The sequence below is a fragment of the Limosilactobacillus oris genome (assembly GCF_025311495.1).
GTDB classification, from domain to species: Bacteria; Bacillota; Bacilli; order Lactobacillales; family Lactobacillaceae; genus Limosilactobacillus; species Limosilactobacillus oris_A.
On the sequence record NZ_CP104398.1, the window covers coordinates 130,306 to 146,072 of the forward strand.

At 50.1% G+C, this 15,767-nt stretch carries 16 protein-coding genes; 14 read left to right on the forward strand and 2 right to left on the reverse strand.

Features of this window, described 5'->3' with window-relative positions:
- Nucleotides 1-4: 4 nt before the first annotated feature.
- From rimP to ribF, 8 genes are all read left to right on the forward strand, one after another.
- Nucleotides 5-478, forward strand: a complete 474-nt coding sequence (rimP, locus tag N4599_RS00710; protein ID WP_191363509.1) for a ribosome maturation factor RimP — start codon at nucleotides 5-7, stop codon at nucleotides 476-478.
- A gap of 18 nt (nucleotides 479-496) precedes the next feature.
- The gene (gene nusA / locus N4599_RS00715; RefSeq protein ID WP_260901025.1) at nucleotides 497-1,693 is read left to right on the forward strand and encodes a transcription termination factor NusA; all 1,197 of its coding nucleotides are present in this window, start codon (nucleotides 497-499) and stop codon (nucleotides 1,691-1,693) included.
- Between the two features lie 20 nt (nucleotides 1,694-1,713).
- On the forward strand, nucleotides 1,714-2,019 hold the full coding sequence (gene rnpM, locus N4599_RS00720; protein WP_191363511.1) for an RNase P modulator RnpM: 306 nt from the start codon (nucleotides 1,714-1,716) through the stop codon (nucleotides 2,017-2,019).
- Nucleotides 2,006-2,320, forward strand: coding sequence for a L7Ae/L30e/S12e/Gadd45 family ribosomal protein (locus N4599_RS00725; RefSeq protein WP_003715132.1), 315 nt, complete (start codon nucleotides 2,006-2,008; stop codon nucleotides 2,318-2,320). The genes rnpM and N4599_RS00725 overlap by 14 nt, the downstream gene beginning before the upstream one ends.
- Nucleotides 2,321-2,333: 13 nt before the next feature.
- A complete protein-coding gene (gene infB / locus N4599_RS00730; protein ID WP_260901044.1) occupies nucleotides 2,334-4,616 on the forward strand; it encodes a translation initiation factor IF-2 in 2,283 nt (760 codons plus the stop codon).
- A gap of 13 nt (nucleotides 4,617-4,629) precedes the next feature.
- A complete protein-coding gene (gene rbfA, locus N4599_RS00735) occupies nucleotides 4,630-4,989 on the forward strand; it encodes a 30S ribosome-binding factor RbfA (RefSeq protein ID WP_003711749.1) in 360 nt (119 codons plus the stop codon).
- 72 nt (nucleotides 4,990-5,061) lie between these two features.
- Complete coding sequence (gene truB, locus N4599_RS00740; RefSeq protein WP_191363513.1) at nucleotides 5,062-5,961, forward strand: tRNA pseudouridine(55) synthase TruB; 900 nt, start codon at nucleotides 5,062-5,064, stop codon at nucleotides 5,959-5,961.
- Nucleotides 5,962-5,972: 11 nt separating this feature from the next.
- Entirely contained in the window at nucleotides 5,973-6,944 is a 972-nt protein-coding gene (ribF, locus tag N4599_RS00745) for a riboflavin biosynthesis protein RibF (RefSeq protein ID WP_260901066.1), read from the forward strand.
- A gap of 248 nt (nucleotides 6,945-7,192) precedes the next feature.
- On the opposite strand, the gene N4599_RS00750 is transcribed toward ribF, so the two are convergent.
- Entirely contained in the window at nucleotides 7,193-7,561 is a 369-nt protein-coding gene (locus N4599_RS00750; protein WP_191363515.1) for a hypothetical protein, read from the reverse strand.
- 115 nt (nucleotides 7,562-7,676) lie between these two features.
- Between N4599_RS00750 and hrcA the strand changes: the two genes are divergently transcribed.
- The 5 genes from hrcA to lepA all read left to right on the forward strand — a co-directional run bounded on the left by hrcA (nucleotide 7,677) and on the right by lepA (nucleotide 14,441).
- On the forward strand, nucleotides 7,677-8,729 hold the full coding sequence (gene hrcA / locus N4599_RS00755; RefSeq protein ID WP_191363516.1) for a heat-inducible transcriptional repressor HrcA: 1,053 nt from the start codon (nucleotides 7,677-7,679) through the stop codon (nucleotides 8,727-8,729).
- Between the two features lie 12 nt (nucleotides 8,730-8,741).
- Nucleotides 8,742-9,314, forward strand: a complete 573-nt coding sequence (grpE, locus tag N4599_RS00760) for a nucleotide exchange factor GrpE (RefSeq protein WP_191363517.1) — start codon at nucleotides 8,742-8,744, stop codon at nucleotides 9,312-9,314.
- A 25-nt stretch (nucleotides 9,315-9,339) separates the two neighbouring features.
- Complete coding sequence (gene dnaK, locus N4599_RS00765) at nucleotides 9,340-11,214, forward strand: molecular chaperone DnaK (RefSeq protein WP_003712389.1); 1,875 nt, start codon at nucleotides 9,340-9,342, stop codon at nucleotides 11,212-11,214.
- A 109-nt stretch (nucleotides 11,215-11,323) separates the two neighbouring features.
- Entirely contained in the window at nucleotides 11,324-12,481 is a 1,158-nt protein-coding gene (gene dnaJ, locus N4599_RS00770) for a molecular chaperone DnaJ (RefSeq protein WP_191363518.1), read from the forward strand.
- Between the two features lie 124 nt (nucleotides 12,482-12,605).
- Nucleotides 12,606-14,441, forward strand: coding sequence for a translation elongation factor 4 (lepA, locus tag N4599_RS00775; RefSeq protein WP_191363532.1), 1,836 nt, complete (start codon nucleotides 12,606-12,608; stop codon nucleotides 14,439-14,441).
- 73 nt (nucleotides 14,442-14,514) lie between these two features.
- On the opposite strand, the gene N4599_RS00780 is transcribed toward lepA, so the two are convergent.
- Nucleotides 14,515-14,886 carry a hypothetical protein gene (locus N4599_RS00780; RefSeq protein WP_191363519.1) on the reverse strand — a complete coding sequence of 124 codons (372 nt, stop codon included), beginning with the start codon at nucleotides 14,884-14,886 and terminating at the stop codon, nucleotides 14,515-14,517.
- Between the two features lie 146 nt (nucleotides 14,887-15,032).
- Here N4599_RS00780 and N4599_RS00785 point away from each other — a divergent pair, with 146 nt between their 5' ends.
- Nucleotides 15,033-15,758 carry a 3'-5' exonuclease family protein gene (locus N4599_RS00785; RefSeq protein WP_191363520.1) on the forward strand — a complete coding sequence of 242 codons (726 nt, stop codon included), beginning with the start codon at nucleotides 15,033-15,035 and terminating at the stop codon, nucleotides 15,756-15,758.
- Nucleotides 15,759-15,767 lie beyond the last annotated feature (9 nt).

The window sequence follows — 15,767 nt, forward strand, 5'->3', positions numbered from 1 at the left end:
AAGGATGAGTACAGTTACTGAGACCGTTACGGATTTAGTAACCCCGATTCTTGATGAGCACCATTTTTACTTATACGACATTGAATTTGTGAAAGAGGGCAAGAGTTGGTATCTTCGGGTATACATCGACAAGGATGGTGGAATCACGCTTGATGATTGTGCAACCGTAAGCGATCAGCTAAGCGAGGCCCTGGATAGCGTTGAACCCGACCCGATTCCGCAGGCCTATTTCCTGGAAGTTTCGTCACCCGGCGCTGAGCGGCCACTCAAAAATGAAGCTGACTACCAGCGGGCGGTTAACCACTATATCCACGTTTCCCTGTACCAACAAATTGCTGGCAAGAAAGTCTATGAAGGGACCTTAATGGAGCTATCCGATAAGGAAATGACCTTGGACTTTATGGATAAGACCCGGCACCGGCAAGTGGTAATTGACCGGAGCAAGGTGGCCAAAGCACGGTTAGCAATCAAGTTTTAATTAAAAGGAGTGTTCGAAGTGAGCAAGTCAAAAGTCAACAGCGAAATGATTGGCGCCCTAGACTACTTGGAAAAAGAAAAGGGGATCAAGAAGGAAGTCGTCATTGAGGCCTTAGAACAGGCTCTGGAATCTGCCTACAAGCAGAACTACGGTGATAAGAACGTTGAAGTTGAGTTCAACGCAACGACTGGGAATATTAAGGTCTACGCCGTCAAAACGATTACTGACGATGAAGAAAAAGTTGCTGCTGACAGCAACCAGTACATGAGCTTGGCCGAAGCCCGCAAGCTCCCCCATGGGCAGGGCTATGATGTTGACGATCAGATTCGGGAAGAAGTAACGCCCCGCAATTTTGGGCGGATTGCTGCTCAAACTGCTAAACAAGTTGTTATGCAACGGCTCCGTGAGGAAGAGCGGCGAATCGTTTACGATAAGTACAAGACCTATGAAAACGAAATCATCACCGGTGAGGTTTCCCGAGAAGATAAGCGGTTTACTTACGTTGACTTAGGCGACGGTGTTGAAGGGGCAATGGGCTTCCGCGATAAGATGCCGAATGAGCATTACCGTGTTCATGACCGGATTCAGGTTTATGTATCGAAGGTTAATGATGACCGGCGGGGACCACAGATTTACGTTAGCCGGACTGCTCCAGAACTGCTGAAGCGGCTCTTTGAACGCGAAGTTCCAGAAATCAAGGACGGGACGGTCCTGATTGAAAACATCGCGCGGGAGGCTGGCGACCGGGCTAAGGTTGCGGTGTACTCCAACGATGATAATATCGATCCAGTCGGCACCTGTGTCGGTCCTCGTGGCTCCCGGGTTCAGGCGATTGTGAACGAGTTAGATGGCGAAAACATGGATATCGTGGAATACGTTAAGGATCCGGCGAAGTTTATCGCGAACGCCCTTAATCCAGCCGAAGTATTGGATGTTATCTTTAACGATCCGGTAACGATTGAACGTGAGGATGGCGAAGAAGAACAGGAGCGGTCCTGCACGGTGGTTGTTCCAGATGACCAGCTCTCCTTGGCAATTGGGAAGCGGGGGCAGAATGCGCGCCTAGCAGCCCGGTTGACTAAGTACAAGATTGATATCAAGTCAGCTTCGGAAATGGAAGAACTCCAGGCCCAGGCAGAAACTGCCGAAGACCAGTCGCTGGTTGATGACCAGCCGCTGGTTGATGAAAACGACCAACCAGCCGATGAAGAATAATTGAGCAATAGGGTGAAAAAATGAAAAAGAGAAAAGTACCAATGCGCAAGGATATCGTCACGGGGGAAATGATGCCCAAGCGGCAACTAATCCGGGTTGTGAAGAACAAGGAAGATGAGGTTTCCCTAGACCCAACTGGTAAGAAGGCGGGGCGTGGCGCCTACATCGCCGTGGACGTAGAGATTGCTAAGCGGGCGAGGGCGGAAAAGACCTTTGAAAAAGCCTTCCATGTTAAACTAGATGATGAGTTTTATGATGAACTGATCAAGTACACTGACCACTTACAGGCCCGTCAAGAGTTATTTGGCAACGATGGCAAAAAGTAACGATCAGCAGGTACTGAGCTTACTCGGACTGGCCCGCCGCGCGCGCCAACTGGTAAGTGGAGAAGCAATTGTTTTAAAAAATATTCAAACTAATCAGGCAAAGTTTGTGTTTTTAGCAAAGGACGCGGGCAAGGCAACGAGCAAGAAGTTCACTGATAAGTGCCACACTTACCATGTGCCCTGCTCCCAAGAATTTACTAAAAGCCAGCTCAGTCAGGCAACGGGCCAATCACGGACCGTTATTGGTGTTGTCCAACCAGGTTTTGCAAGAAAGTTTGAGGAATTACTGAGAATGGAATAAGGAGAGTGAGCGTATGGCCAAAGAACGGATTTATGAACTAGCTAAAGAGCTCAAAATGCCAAGCAAGGGTCTCGTCAAGGTAGCAAACCAGCAGGGGATGAACATTAAAAGTCACATGTCGTCCGTCACACCTGCTCAGGCCCAGAAGCTGCGTGATGTAGTAAAGAACGGTGGTCAGCAGTCAAGCGCCAAGGCGGCCCCTAAACAACGGCCAGCAAAGAAGGATAGTCATAAGAAGCAGGCCCATGATAATTCTCACCAGGGTGCAAAGGGAAATCAGCAGCATCAAGCTAAGCGCCAACAGGAAGAAGAACGGCCACGGGAAGAACACCAGAACTGGCACAGTGAAAAGAAGCATGATGACAACCGCCGGAACCAGAATCTTGGTGGCCGGTTTGGCGGCAGCTTGAACAACAACGACCGCCACGGCAAACGCTTCAACAAGAAGAACAAGAAGCGTAATAAGCACAATAAGGGAAATAACCGGATGCGGGAAGTGGCTCATAAACAGCCAACTCAGCGGAAGGACAAGCCGTTACCAGACGTGCTGGAATACACTGAAGGGATGAATGCTCAGGACCTGGCTAAGCTGCTTCACCGGCCATCTGCGGAAATCATCAAGAAGCTCTTTATGCTCGGCGTCATGATCAACCAAAACCAATCCCTGGATAAGGATACGATCGAGCTGCTGGCTACTGATTACGGGATCGAAGCCAAGGAAAAGGTTGAAGTTGACGTTTCAGATATCGATAAGATGTTTGAAGACGAGCAGCAAAATACTGCGCACCTGGTTAAACGGCCGCCAGTAGTTACCGTTATGGGACACGTTGACCATGGTAAGACGACCCTGTTGGATAAGCTGCGGCACTCCCACGTTACGGAACACGAAGCCGGGGGGATCACCCAGGAAATCGGTGCCTACCAAGTGCACTATAACGACAATCTGATTACCTTCCTGGATACGCCAGGACACGCCGCCTTTACTGAAATGCGTGCGCGGGGTGCTAACATCACCGATATTACTGTTCTGGTGGTGGCGGCTGATGATGGTGTTATGCCGCAAACTGTTGAAGCCATCCACCACGCCCAGGCTGCTAAGACCCCAATTATCGTGGCGGTCAACAAGATTGATAAGCCGGGCGCTAACCCAGACCGGGTAACGGAAGAATTGGCTAAGTACAACCTGATTCCAGAAGACTGGGGTGGGGACACCATCTTCGTCAAGATTTCCGCTAAGTTTGGCAAGAATTTGGACGAGTTGCTGGACATGATCCTGCTCCAGGCGGAAATGATGGAGTTAACTGCCAACCCAGACCAAAACGCGGCCGGCTCCGTTGTTGAAGCCCGGTTGGATCAGGGACGGGGTTCAGTTGCCACCGTGCTGGTTCAACAAGGGACCCTTCATGTTGGGGACCCGATTGTTGTCGGCAATACCTTTGGTCGTGTGCGGACGATGACGAACGAAAATGGGCGCCGGATCAAGGCGGCAACCCCAGCGACTCCAGTGGAAATTACCGGCTTAAACGAAGTCCCAGAAGCTGGGGACCGGTTCGTGGTCTTTGATGATGAAAAGACTGCCCGGGCGGCCGGAGAAGAACGGGCTAAGCGGGCCCAGGATAAGGAACGGCAACGGACTTCTCACGTTACCCTTGATAACCTGTTCGCCACGATGAAGAAGGGGGAAATGAAGACCCTCCCAATTATCATCAAGGCGGATGTGCAAGGGTCTGTTGAAGCCCTCAGCCAGAGCCTGCAAAAGATCAAGGTTGACGGTGTACGGGTCGATATTATCCACCAAGCCGTTGGTGCCATTAGCCAGAGTGATGTTACCCTGGCGGAGGCATCAAACGCCGTTATCATCGGTTTCAATGTTCGGCCAACACCAGTCGCCAAGTCCCTTGCCGACTCCAGCAACATTGATATCCGTCTCCACCGGGTCATCTACAACGCAATTGAAGAGGTTGAAGATGCCATGAAGGGGATGCTGGAACCAGTTTACGAGGAAGAAACGATCGGTGAAGTTGAAGTACGGCAGATTTACAAGGCTTCCAAGGTCGGGACAATTGCCGGGGGAATGGTTACTTCCGGTAAGATTACCCGGGACGCGAAGGTGCGGCTGGTTCGTGACGGCGTGGTCGTTTACGAAGGCGAACTGGGCAGCTTGAAACGGTTTAAGGATGACGTCAAGGAAGTCAAGTCCGGCTTTGAATGTGGTTTAACGATTGAAAATTATAACGACATTAAGGAAAATGACGTGATCGAAGCTTACCAAATGAAGGAAGTTCCGGTTAAGTAAGGAGGATATAAGTATGCCTAACAAACAATACCGGGTCGATCGGCTCGCCCAGCAAATTCAGCGGGAAGTCGATGATATTCTTTTGAAGCGGGTCCGGGATCCGCGGGTCCAAGGAGTTACGATTACCGGGGTTGACGTTACCGGTGACCTCCAGCAAGCAACGATTTATTACAGTATCCTATCTGATAAAGCATCGGAGATGGAAAAGGTGCAGGCGGGGCTGGATAAGGCGACTGGCCTGATTCGAAGTGAGCTGGGCGCCCGGTTGAATATCTTCAAGACACCGGAAATTAAGTTTGAACGGGACAAGTCTGTAGCTTATGGGAGTCGGATTGACCAGTTGATCAACCAGCTTCACAAGCAGGACAAGTAGTCCGAAAAAGGGAGCGGGATGGCCAAGCTCAACCCAGCCCCCTTTTAAAATACATACGGAGGAATGCGGAAAATGGACGGAATTATTCCTTTATACAAAGAACGGGGGATGACCAGTTTTGACTGTGTCAGCCGCTTGCGGCGCATCCTCAAGACTCGTAAAATCGGCCATTCTGGTACGCTTGATCCATCAGTTGATGGGGTCTTGCCGATCTGCGTGGGTACTGCTACCAAAGCAGTTGAATACTTGATGCAGAGTGGCAAGGTTTACCAGGGGGAGTTGGTGATTGGGCGAGCCACGGAGACGGAGGATTTTGATGGTCAGGTGATTGAACAGGCACCAGTGAAAGCAGCCATCAGTGACGAAGCGGTCACCGCGGCGATGACCAAGCTAACCGGCGAAATTACCCAGGTTCCCCCCATGTATTCAGCAGTTAAAGTTAACGGTAAGCGGCTGTATGAGTATGCCCGTGCAGGAGAAACGGTGGACCGGCCGACCCGTCACGTCACGATTACCGACTTTACGCTAATCCGCAACCACTACGACCAAGCACAACAAGAGCAGCACGTCTTTTTTAAAGTTGCTTGCTCGAAGGGTACCTATGTGCGGACCTTAGTGGTCGACCTTGCCCGGCAACTAGGTTATCCGGGGGCAATGAAGTGGTTGACCCGCCTGGAGAGTGGCGGCTTCACAATTGATCAGACCCTCAGTTTAGCGGATGTACAGGACGCGGTGGCTAGCCAAACGATGAAACGCTACCTCTATCCGCTTGACTATGCGTTGAAGGATTATCCGGTCGTTGAGCTGACGGAAAAGCAGTGGCGGGCAGTTCAAAATGGCGGCTGGCTGACAAACGCGGAGCTTTCTTTGGCGGCCGAGGAGGTCGTCCTGAAATATGATCACCAGGTGAAGGCGCTGTATCACCGGGATACCGACCACTATAAGCCGACGAAAATGTTTTCTGTGAACTAGGAGGGACCAGGTTGCGAGTAATTAAAATTCACCACCCCTTAAATCAACAGTTGGTTCCGGACGGGCCGGTTGTACTGGCGATGGGCTTTTTCGATGGTGTCCACCGGGGCCACCAGGAAGTGATTGGAACTGCTAAGAAGATTGCGCAGGAACGGAATCTGCCTCTGGCAGTCCTTACCTATGATCATGCGCCCGGAATCGTTTACCACCAGTATCCAGATGGCTTTGACTACCTGTCAACTACCAAGCGGAAGTTAGAATTATTAGAAGAGCTGGGCGTGGACTTGGTCTACCTTGTTAGCTTCACCTCGGCCTATGCCAGTTTGTCACCCGAGGACTTCGTTACGGACTACTTGCAGGCTTTTCACAGCCAGGTGGTGGTGGCTGGCTTTGACCATACCTATGGTACGAAAGATGTTGCGACGATGGAACGGCTGCCAATGTATGCTGCCGGCCGGTTCGAAGTGGTCACGGTTCCCAAGTTTACGTTAAGTGGTCAATCAGGTGCCAAGGTTGGCTCACGGCAAATTCGTCAACTAATCGCTACGGGGCAGGTAGGGGCAGCTAATACGGCCCTCGGTTACCGCTATCAGACCAGCGGCCTGGTTGTCCATGGACTGGCGCGGGGCCGGACCCTGGGGTTCCCAACCGCCAATATTGAGGCTCCACAAGAAGAGCTGATTCCTGGAATCGGTGTTTACGCAGTGGAAGTAAAAATCGGTGCCCGTTGGTACGGCGGCATGGCGAGTGTTGGCCATAACATCACCTTTGGCAAGGCGGCGAAGTTAACGGTGGAAATCTACCTTTTTGACTTTAAGCAAATGATTTATGGTGAGGAGGTTAGAGTTCGGTGGTACCAGTACCTGCGTGGCGAAGAAAAGTTTGCCGGTGCTGATGAACTCGTTGCTCAAATGCACCATGATGAGACGAATGCACGCCGGGTTCTAGCCGATGCTTCGTGGTCTGACTGGCCGTTAGAGTAAACAAAAGTGGGAGCAGGAAAGGACTAGCTTGCCTAGTTTGTCTTCCCACTCCCATTGACACAGAGTTAGCGTTATCTTTGTAATTAGTAAGAACTAGCAAGAGGCTGGGAATTAACTCAGTCTCTTTACTGTTTTAAAGATAAAAATGCACCAGCGCAGCAACACCAAATAGGCTAGCTTTGCGTCAAAAGACAAATGCCTAAAATCAGCTTGCCGCCGATTTTAGGCATTTTTTCTCACACTCTTTTTTAATGGCGACTGGCCCGGTGGCTGCCACTTTGATGAATTTTATGAACCCGACGTTTGAACTTGGGCGTTTGGTCGCTGACCAATTTGAAATGACGGAGCTTGAAGTTGAACGGCCGGCCAGAAAGGCGAATCGTAGTCCAGCGGCGCATGGCAGCGCTCAAATTAGAAAGGTCTTCTAGCTGGGTCTCCTGACCTTCCTTAACCGCGGCATCATGGATATCACTGCCAAGACGAAAGATAAGGTTATTGTGATAACTGAGTAGCTCCTGGGTAAGCGGGGCATTGCGGTAGCTGTTAAAGAGCTTTTGGATAAGGAGCAATGCTTCCCGGGTATTTTGCGGTTGAATGTAACGTTCTTCCTGCTTCACGATAAAACTTCCTTTTGTAGTTTGACATTCCTTGACTTTTAGACGGGGGATTGGTATATTATAAATTGTGTTTAGCACTTAGCCCTAACGAGTGCTAAAAGGGGATGTGATTAAAATGCTAACACAGCGACAAAAAAAGGTCCTGCAAGCGATTGTACGTCAATATACCTCAACGGGTCAACCGGTTGGTTCTAAGCACCTGGCCGAACAACTACCGTTTAAGGTTAGTTCGGCGACAATCCGCAATGAAATGGCCGTTCTGGAGGAGCAAGGCTTAATTGCCAAGGAGCACTCATCTTCTGGCCGTATTCCATCAAAAACGGGTTATCGTTACTACGTTGACCATCTGTTGGATCCGGGAGCGGTAACGGATAACGATTTAGTCGTGATTCAAAATTCATTGGGGACCAGTTTTCAAAAGATTGATGAGATTGTCTCGCATTCGGCTGACATTTTATCCGACTTAACCTCATATACCGCGTTTACGCTTAAACCAGAGCAAGCGGATGTCCGTTTGAGTGGCTTCCGTGTTGTCCCACTGGGAAATCGGAAGGTAATTGCTATCCTGGTTACTGATAGTGGTGAGGTGGAGAGTCAGTCCTTTACCCTGCCGCGTGATTTTGACGCTGAGGCTTTGCAAGCAGTCGTCCGGATGATTAACGATCAACTGGTTGGCTTGCCGCTGGCAGAGGTGCTCAAGCGGCTGAGTGACGACATTCCAGTGCGGGTGATGCACTATATGCACAGCACGAACGGTTTCCTGGACCTGTTTGACAACGTGGTTTCACGGGCAGCCCGGGAGCGGTTCTTTGTGGGCGGACGCCTAAATATTTTAGGCTTTTCCAATAACCAAGATCCGCAAGCACTTCAGGCACTGTATAGTTTGCTAGACCGCAACGATGAACTGTCGCACCTCCTCGATGCTGATTCGACGGATAATAAAGACATTAACGTTAAAATCGGCTCGGAGATTTCCAAGGACCAGGTCTTGAACGACTACAGCCTGATTACGGCTAAGTATAATGTTGACCAATACGGGAAGGGAATTATCGCCGTTTTGGGACCAACCCGGATGCCATATTCACGGACAATCGGAATTGTGAATGCTTTTCGCCAAGAACTAGCAAAGCGGTTGCTTGATTTTTACCGCCATTATTACGATTCATAGGAGGCGAGTCATTTGGCAGAAGAAAAAAAGAAGGACCAGCAGGAAACAGCTGCTCAACAGAAGCCTGAGAAAGATTCAAAGCCTGACCAGGCGAAACATCATGAACAGTGTCATCACCGCTGTGAAAAGCTGCAAAAAGAAATTGATGACTTAAAAGCCCAGTTAGCAGATAAGGATGATAAGTACCTGCGTGCGGAAGCGGAAATTCAAAACATGACTAACCGCTTTAAGAAAGAACGCGCTCAGATTCTAAAGTATGATGGTCAGGACCTCGCCAAGAGTGTTTTGCCTGTCTTGGATAACCTGAAACGGGCATTGAACATTGAAGTGACTGACGAAAATGGTCAGCAGCTCAAAAAGGGGATTCAGATGGTTCACGACCACCTGATCAAGGCCCTGACCGACCACGGGATTACTGAGATTCCTGCCGAGGGGGAAACCTTTGATCCGACTCTGCACCAGGCAGTGCAAACTGTCCCGGTTCAAGATGACCAGAAGCCAGAGACGGTGGTCAAGGTCCTCCAAGCTGGTTACCAGCTCAAGGACCGGGTTTTGCGCCCAGCAATGGTTGTTGTTGCACAATAAATTAATTTAAGAGAGGGAATAAACAATGGCAAGTAACAAGATTATTGGTATTGATTTAGGTACTACTAACTCCGCCGTTGCCGTTATGGAAGGTAACGAACCGAAGATTATTACTAACCCAGAAGGAAGCCGGACAACGCCATCCGTTGTTTCATTTAAGAACGGTGAAACGCAAGTTGGTGAAGTTGCTAAGCGGCAAGCAATTACGAACCCAAACACGATTTCTTCCATTAAGAGTCACATGGGCGAAGCCGGCTACACGGTTGAGATTGATGGCAAGAAGTACACGCCACAAGAAATTTCAGCAATGATTCTGCAATACCTCAAGAAGTACGCTGAAGACTACATCGGTGATACGGTTGATAAGGCGGTTATCACCGTGCCAGCATACTTCAACGATGCCCAACGGCAGGCGACTAAGGACGCTGGTAAGATTGCTGGCTTGGACGTTAAGCGGATTATCAACGAACCGACTGCTTCTTCTTTGGCTTACGGCCTGGACAAGAAGGATAAGGATGAAAAGATCCTGGTTTACGACCTTGGTGGTGGGACTTTCGATGTTTCCATCCTGGAATTAGGTGACGGGGTCTTCCAAGTCCTCTCAACCAACGGTGATACTCACCTGGGTGGGGATGACTTTGACCAAAAGATCATGGACTGGTTAATCGATGGCTTCAAGCAGGAGCATGGCGTGGACCTGTCCCAAGACAAGATGGCTCTGCAACGGTTGAAGGACGCTGCTGAAAAGGCTAAGAAGGACCTTTCCGGTGTCCAAGAAGCCCAAATCAGCCTGCCATTTATCTCCTCTGGTGAAAATGGCCCACTGCACTTGGAAAAGAGTTTGACCCGGGCACAATTCAACCAACTGACTAACGACCTGGTTGAACGGACGAAGCAACCAGTTTTGAACGCCTTGAAGGATGCCGACCTGTCATTTGATGACATCGACGAAGTTATCCTCAACGGTGGTTCAACCCGGATTCCAGCCGTTCAAGAAATGGTTAAGGAATTGACTGGCAAGGAACCAAACCACTCTATCAACCCTGATGAAGCCGTTGCCCTTGGTGCTGCTATCCAAGGTGGGGTTCTGACTGGTGACGTGAAGGACGTTGTGTTGCTTGATGTTACGCCACTCTCCCTTGGGATTGAAACCATGGGTGGGGTCTTCACAAAGCTGATTGACCGGAACACGACCATTCCAACTTCCAAGAGTCAGATTTTCTCAACGGCTGCTGATAACCAATCCGCCGTTGACATCCACGTTCTCCAGGGTGAACGGCCAATGGCTGCTGACAACAAGACCTTAGGGAACTTCCAGCTGACAGACATTCCTGCTGCTCCTCGTGGTGTTCCTCAAATCAAGGTTACCTTTGATATCGACAAGAACGGGATTGTGAACGTTTCTGCCGAAGATCAGGGTACCCACAAGAAGCAAAACATCACGATTAAGTCCAACTCTGGTCTGAGCGATGAAGAAATCGAGCGGATGAAGAAGGATGCTGAGGAACACGCCGAAGCCGACAAGAAGAAGAAGGAGGAGGTTGACCTGAAGAACGAAGTCGACCAAGAACTCTTCCAAGTCGACAAGACCTTGAAGGAAGTCAAGGGCAAGGTTCCAGAAGACGACATCAAGAAGGCCGAAAGTGCCCGTGACGACCTGAAGAAGGCTAAGGAAAGCGGCAACCTGGACGACATGAAGGCCAAGAAGGATGCTTTGAACAAGGTTATCCAAGACCTGAGTGTTAAGCTGTACCAGCAGGCTCAAGGAGCACAGGGCAACGCTCAGGGTGGCCCTCAACCAAACGGTGGTAACGCTGGCAACAATAATGGTGACAGCAAGGGTGATGACAACACCGTTGATGGTGACTTCAAGGATGTTACTCCGGATGACAAGAAGTAATTAATTGCTTAGTAAAAGCCAAAGGCCAATCAGACAGGACTTTGGCTTTTACTTTCTGTTCATACTTATGGTATAACTAAACAAGCAATTAAGTGATGAGGGATAATCAATGGCAGAAAAGAACTATTATGATGTTTTAGGGGTATCAAAGGATGCTTCTGAGGCAGATATTAAACATGCTTACCGACGCTTGGCAGCGAAGTATCACCCGGACGTCAACCATGAACCGGGGGCGGAGGAAAAGTTTAAGGATATTAACGAAGCCTACGAAGTACTGAGCGACTCACAAAAGCGGGCCCAGTATGACCAGTTTGGGACGACCGGGCAACAAGCAGGCCAAGGTTTTGGTGGCTTTAATGGTGCCGGTGGCTTTAGCGGTCAAGGCTTCGGAGGTGCCGGCGGCTTCGAAGATATCTTTAGTCAATTCTTTGGTGGCGGCGGTCGAGCGCGTCAAGATCCAACAGCACCACGTCCTGGCCGGGACTTGCAGTATGCAATGACCTTAAAGTTTATGGATGCAATCTTTGGTAAGACGACGACAATCAAATATGACCGTGACGCCCAGTGTAAGACCTGCCACGGTACAGGCGCTAAGCCAGGCAAGTCGGCTAGTACCTGTCAGCGTTGTGGCGGGAGCGGGGTCGTCGTGACCGTTCGCCAAACGCCACTTGGCAACATGCAGACCCAGACTACCTGTCCTGAATGTAACGGGACTGGGAAGGTAATCAAGCCAGAAGACCGTTGTGATACCTGTCACGGTTCTGGTCACGTTCACGAAAAGCACGAGCTGGAGGTTAAGGTTCCAGCTGGGGTGGACGATGGCCAGCAGATGCGGTTGCAGGGGCAGGGGGATGCCGGTGAAAACGGTGGTCCCGCTGGTGACCTCTACATTATCTTCCGGGTGACGCCAAGTCGGGAATTCCGGCGTGAGGGGACGAATATTTACGTCGACCAGGACATTTCCTTTGCCCAGGCGGCCCTCGGTGATGAGGTCCAAGTCAAGACGGTTCATGGTGATGTTAGCCTCAAAGTGCCAGCGGGGACCCAATCGGAAACTAATTTCCGCCTGCGTGGCAAGGGTGTTCCGTTCCTTAATGGGAAGGGAACCGGGGATGAACACGTCACAATCCACGTTAAGACCCCGAAGAACCTCAATAAGCGGCAGCGGGAGGCCATGATGGCGTTCGCGGCAGCTAGTGGTGAAGATGTTAAGGGGGTCAAAAAGTCCGTCCTGGATAAACTGAAAGATGCCTTTGAAGACCGGTAAATAGTAAAACGGGATAGCTGCCTAATTGATGGGGCTATCCCGTTTTACTTATTTTGCTAATTCCAAGTGGTTTTTGTTATACTAATCTTAGTATTTTCGTAGAAAGTAGTGAATAAACATGACGATGAGCTTAGATGAGATGAAGGAGCGGCAAAAGCGTATCCGCAACTTCTCAATTGTCGCCCACATCGACCACGGGAAGTCGACGCTGGCGGACCGGATCCTGGAAATGACCGATTCCATTAGTAAGCGGGAGATGAAGGATCAGATACTTGATGATATGCCACTGGAACGAGAACGGGGCATTACGATTAAGCTAAACGCCGTTGCCCTGACCTACCATGCTAAGGATGGGCAAGACTACATCTTCCACCTGATTGACACCCCGGGACACGTCGACTTCTCCTATGAGGTTTCCCGGTCACTGGCGGCCTGTGAGGGGGCTGTATTGGTGGTGGACGCGACCCAGGGGGTAGAAGCCCAGACCCTGGCAAACGTCTACCTGGCGATTGACAACGACCTGGAAATTCTGCCGGTCGTCAATAAGATTGACCTGCCATCCGCGGATGTCGAGGGAACGAAGAAGCAGATTGAAGATGAAATCGGGTTGGATACCGATGAAGCGGTTGACGTCAGTGCGAAGACAGGTTTAAACGTTGACCAGGTCCTGGAAAAGATTGTCCAGGATGTTCCAGCGCCAACTGGTGATCTGACGGCACCACTAAAGGCCCTGATTTTTGACTCCAAGTACGATGACTACCGGGGGGTCGTACTGAGTGTGCGGGTTTTTGAAGGAACCGTGAAGAAGGGTGATAAGATTCGCCTGATGAACGGCGGGACCGAATACGAGGTTGCCGAGGTCGGGATTAACTCACCGAAGCCCCTGGCCCGGGATGTCCTGATGGCGGGGGACGTTGGCTACATCACCGCAGCCATCAAGGACATCAAGGATACCCGGGTCGGTGATACCGTCACAGACGCCAATAACCCGACTGACAAACCGCTGGAGGGTTACCGGCAGATGACGCCGATGGTCTACGCTGGACTGTACCCAACCGATAACGCCAAGTTTAACGACCTCCGGGAGGCCTTGGAGAAGCTGCAATTGAATGACGCGGCGCTGACCTTTGAACCGGAAAGCTCCCAGGCCCTCGGCTTTGGTTTCCGTTGCGGCTTCTTGGGCCTGCTCCACATGGACGTGGTTCAGGAACGCTTGGAGCGGGAGTTTAACCTGGACTTGATTACCACGGCACCGTCAGTAACTTACCACGTTGACCTGGCAGACGGTTCGACGGTTGAGGTGGAAAACCCGGCCGAGATGCCAGATGCCTCGTCAATTAAGGATATTAAGGAACCGTTTGTTAAGGCCTCCATCATGGTGCCGAATGATTATGTCGGCCCAGTAATGGAGCTCTGCCAGCGTAAACGGGGGATTTTTGAAACGATGGAGTACCTGAGTGACACCCGGGTTAACGTGATTTATCACATTCCATTGTCTGAAATCATCTTTGACTTCTTTGATAAGTTGAAGAGCTCGACCCGGGGGTATGCTTCGCTGGATTATGAGATTGATGACTACCGGCCAAGCAGCCTGGTGAAGATTGATATCTTGCTGAATGGTGATAAGGTTGATGCATTGAGCTTTATTGCCCACAAGGACTTTGCGGCCGAGCGGGGGCGGGAAATCACTTCTAAGCTCAAGAAGATTATTCCCCGGCAAAACTTTGAAATCCCAATTCAGGCGGCAATTGGTTCTAAAATTATTGCCCGGACCAACATCAAGGCCTACAGGAAGGACGTTACGGCCCGAATTCACACCGGGGACCCAGACCGCCGGGCCAAGCTGCTGGAGAAGCAGAAACGAGGGAAGAAGCGGATGAAGGCCGTCGGGAGGGTTGACATCCCGCAGGAAGCCTTCATGGCCGTCCTCAAGACCGATGAAGAGGTCGAGGGGAAGTAAACATTCTAAATACGAGCAGGTTATTCTTTATGAAGAGAATAACTTGCTCGTATTTTTTATCTTCAATTGTCGTTTACAAGCAATCCACCACTACTTTAGTGAGAGACCCGTCCTGCCACTGCGGGGCGAGCTTAGCGAGCTGGTCCCAAAAGGCTGGTTGCTTGGCCTGGTCGAGAATCTCGTAGGTGAGTGGTGTAACGTTGCTGATGATAATGTCCCCATCGTCATCGACCGTTCCCGTGAAGACTCCCTCATGAAGCAGTTCCATAAAAATTTTCTCAGTGACTTTGCGCCAGTCAGTATCTTGGTACTTGTTGACAATCGCCGCAAACTTTTGGTTGTTCTTGCTCATGTCGTTGAAAATTACCTTATCGTAGTTAGGAATTGAGTGGGCGGCCTTATCAACGATTGCGAAGTAGGTAAATAAGTAGTCTTTAGTATCCATCGTCCGTACTCCTTTTAACTTTTAAGACTATTATAGCTAATCTTGTCGTGATTAAGAACCGCCCCGGGACGATTTAAATAAAACTAGCGGCTAAGAATAAATTCAGGTATAATTAAACCGAACATATGTTTTGATGGAGGAACAGAATGGCTGAACAACAACGACTTCAAGAAGCAGGGTATGCCCCGATTCACTTTTCGTCACTTTTTCCAATTTCACAGTATATTATGGTCGGTCAAAATCTTAACGGGCCAGCTGCTGCTCCGGTCGGCAGGGCGAAGGCAGCCCCGGTGGAAAGCCTTACCCAGTTGCGAGCAGTCCTCAATGGTTCTGCCCGATTACTAATCCTTGATTTAGAATTCTTTCAAGCCGGCAACCAGAACCACATTTTCCAGTTAGCAGGACGAATATATGGTCAAGCTGAAAAGTTCAATTATTACTTTTTCAATAGTCAACAGACTGATGCGCGTCAACTCCAGTTCCTGCGCCGTTACGATGTTCCTTTTTCTCAGGCACAGCAGTATACCGTTAAGTACCAGCTGCCACGAATTATCAAGCTGGTCGCCAGCCTGGCTCCCGACTATCTCGTCAGTTGGGATAATAGTCAGGATTTTAAGGCCTTGCAACGGGCAGCTAATCGGCTTGCGCTTCCTAAGCAAAACCGCTTTTGGAATACTATCCAGGCAATTGACCTGGAAAAATTAGTGGCCCAGCAAGTTTGGAATGGACAAAAGGCGCTGGGGCTGAAAAAGATGTGCCAGCTCTTGAACCTACCGCCGTTTAAGTTCCACCAGGCTCAGCATGATGTCCGGGCAATTGAGGCAATTTTGAAATTCTATTCACTTGATTTAAGTCGGGAGTTGTTGCTATAAAAAAGCCCC

Bases quoted from the DNA above. Each gene is read 5' to 3' on its own strand.
- rimP (WP_191363509.1), top strand. From the start codon at position 5: ATGAGTACAGTTACTGAGACCGTTACGGATTTAGTAACCCCGATTCTT.
- rnpM (WP_191363511.1), top strand. From the start codon at position 1,714: ATGAAAAAGAGAAAAGTACCAATGCGCAAGGATATCGTCACGGGGGAA.
- N4599_RS00725 (WP_003715132.1), top strand. From the start codon at position 2,006: ATGGCAAAAAGTAACGATCAGCAGGTACTGAGCTTACTCGGACTGGCC.
- infB (WP_260901044.1), top strand. From the start codon at position 2,334: ATGGCCAAAGAACGGATTTATGAACTAGCTAAAGAGCTCAAAATGCCA.
- rbfA (WP_003711749.1), top strand. From the start codon at position 4,630: ATGCCTAACAAACAATACCGGGTCGATCGGCTCGCCCAGCAAATTCAG.
- truB (WP_191363513.1), top strand. From the start codon at position 5,062: ATGGACGGAATTATTCCTTTATACAAAGAACGGGGGATGACCAGTTTT.
- hrcA (WP_191363516.1), top strand. From the start codon at position 7,677: ATGCTAACACAGCGACAAAAAAAGGTCCTGCAAGCGATTGTACGTCAA.
- dnaK (WP_003712389.1), top strand. From the start codon at position 9,340: ATGGCAAGTAACAAGATTATTGGTATTGATTTAGGTACTACTAACTCC.
- dnaJ (WP_191363518.1), top strand. From the start codon at position 11,324: ATGGCAGAAAAGAACTATTATGATGTTTTAGGGGTATCAAAGGATGCT.
- lepA (WP_191363532.1), top strand. From the start codon at position 12,606: ATGAGCTTAGATGAGATGAAGGAGCGGCAAAAGCGTATCCGCAACTTC.
- N4599_RS00780 (WP_191363519.1), bottom strand. From the start codon at position 14,886: ATGGATACTAAAGACTACTTATTTACCTACTTCGCAATCGTTGATAAG.
- N4599_RS00785 (WP_191363520.1), top strand. From the start codon at position 15,033: ATGGCTGAACAACAACGACTTCAAGAAGCAGGGTATGCCCCGATTCAC.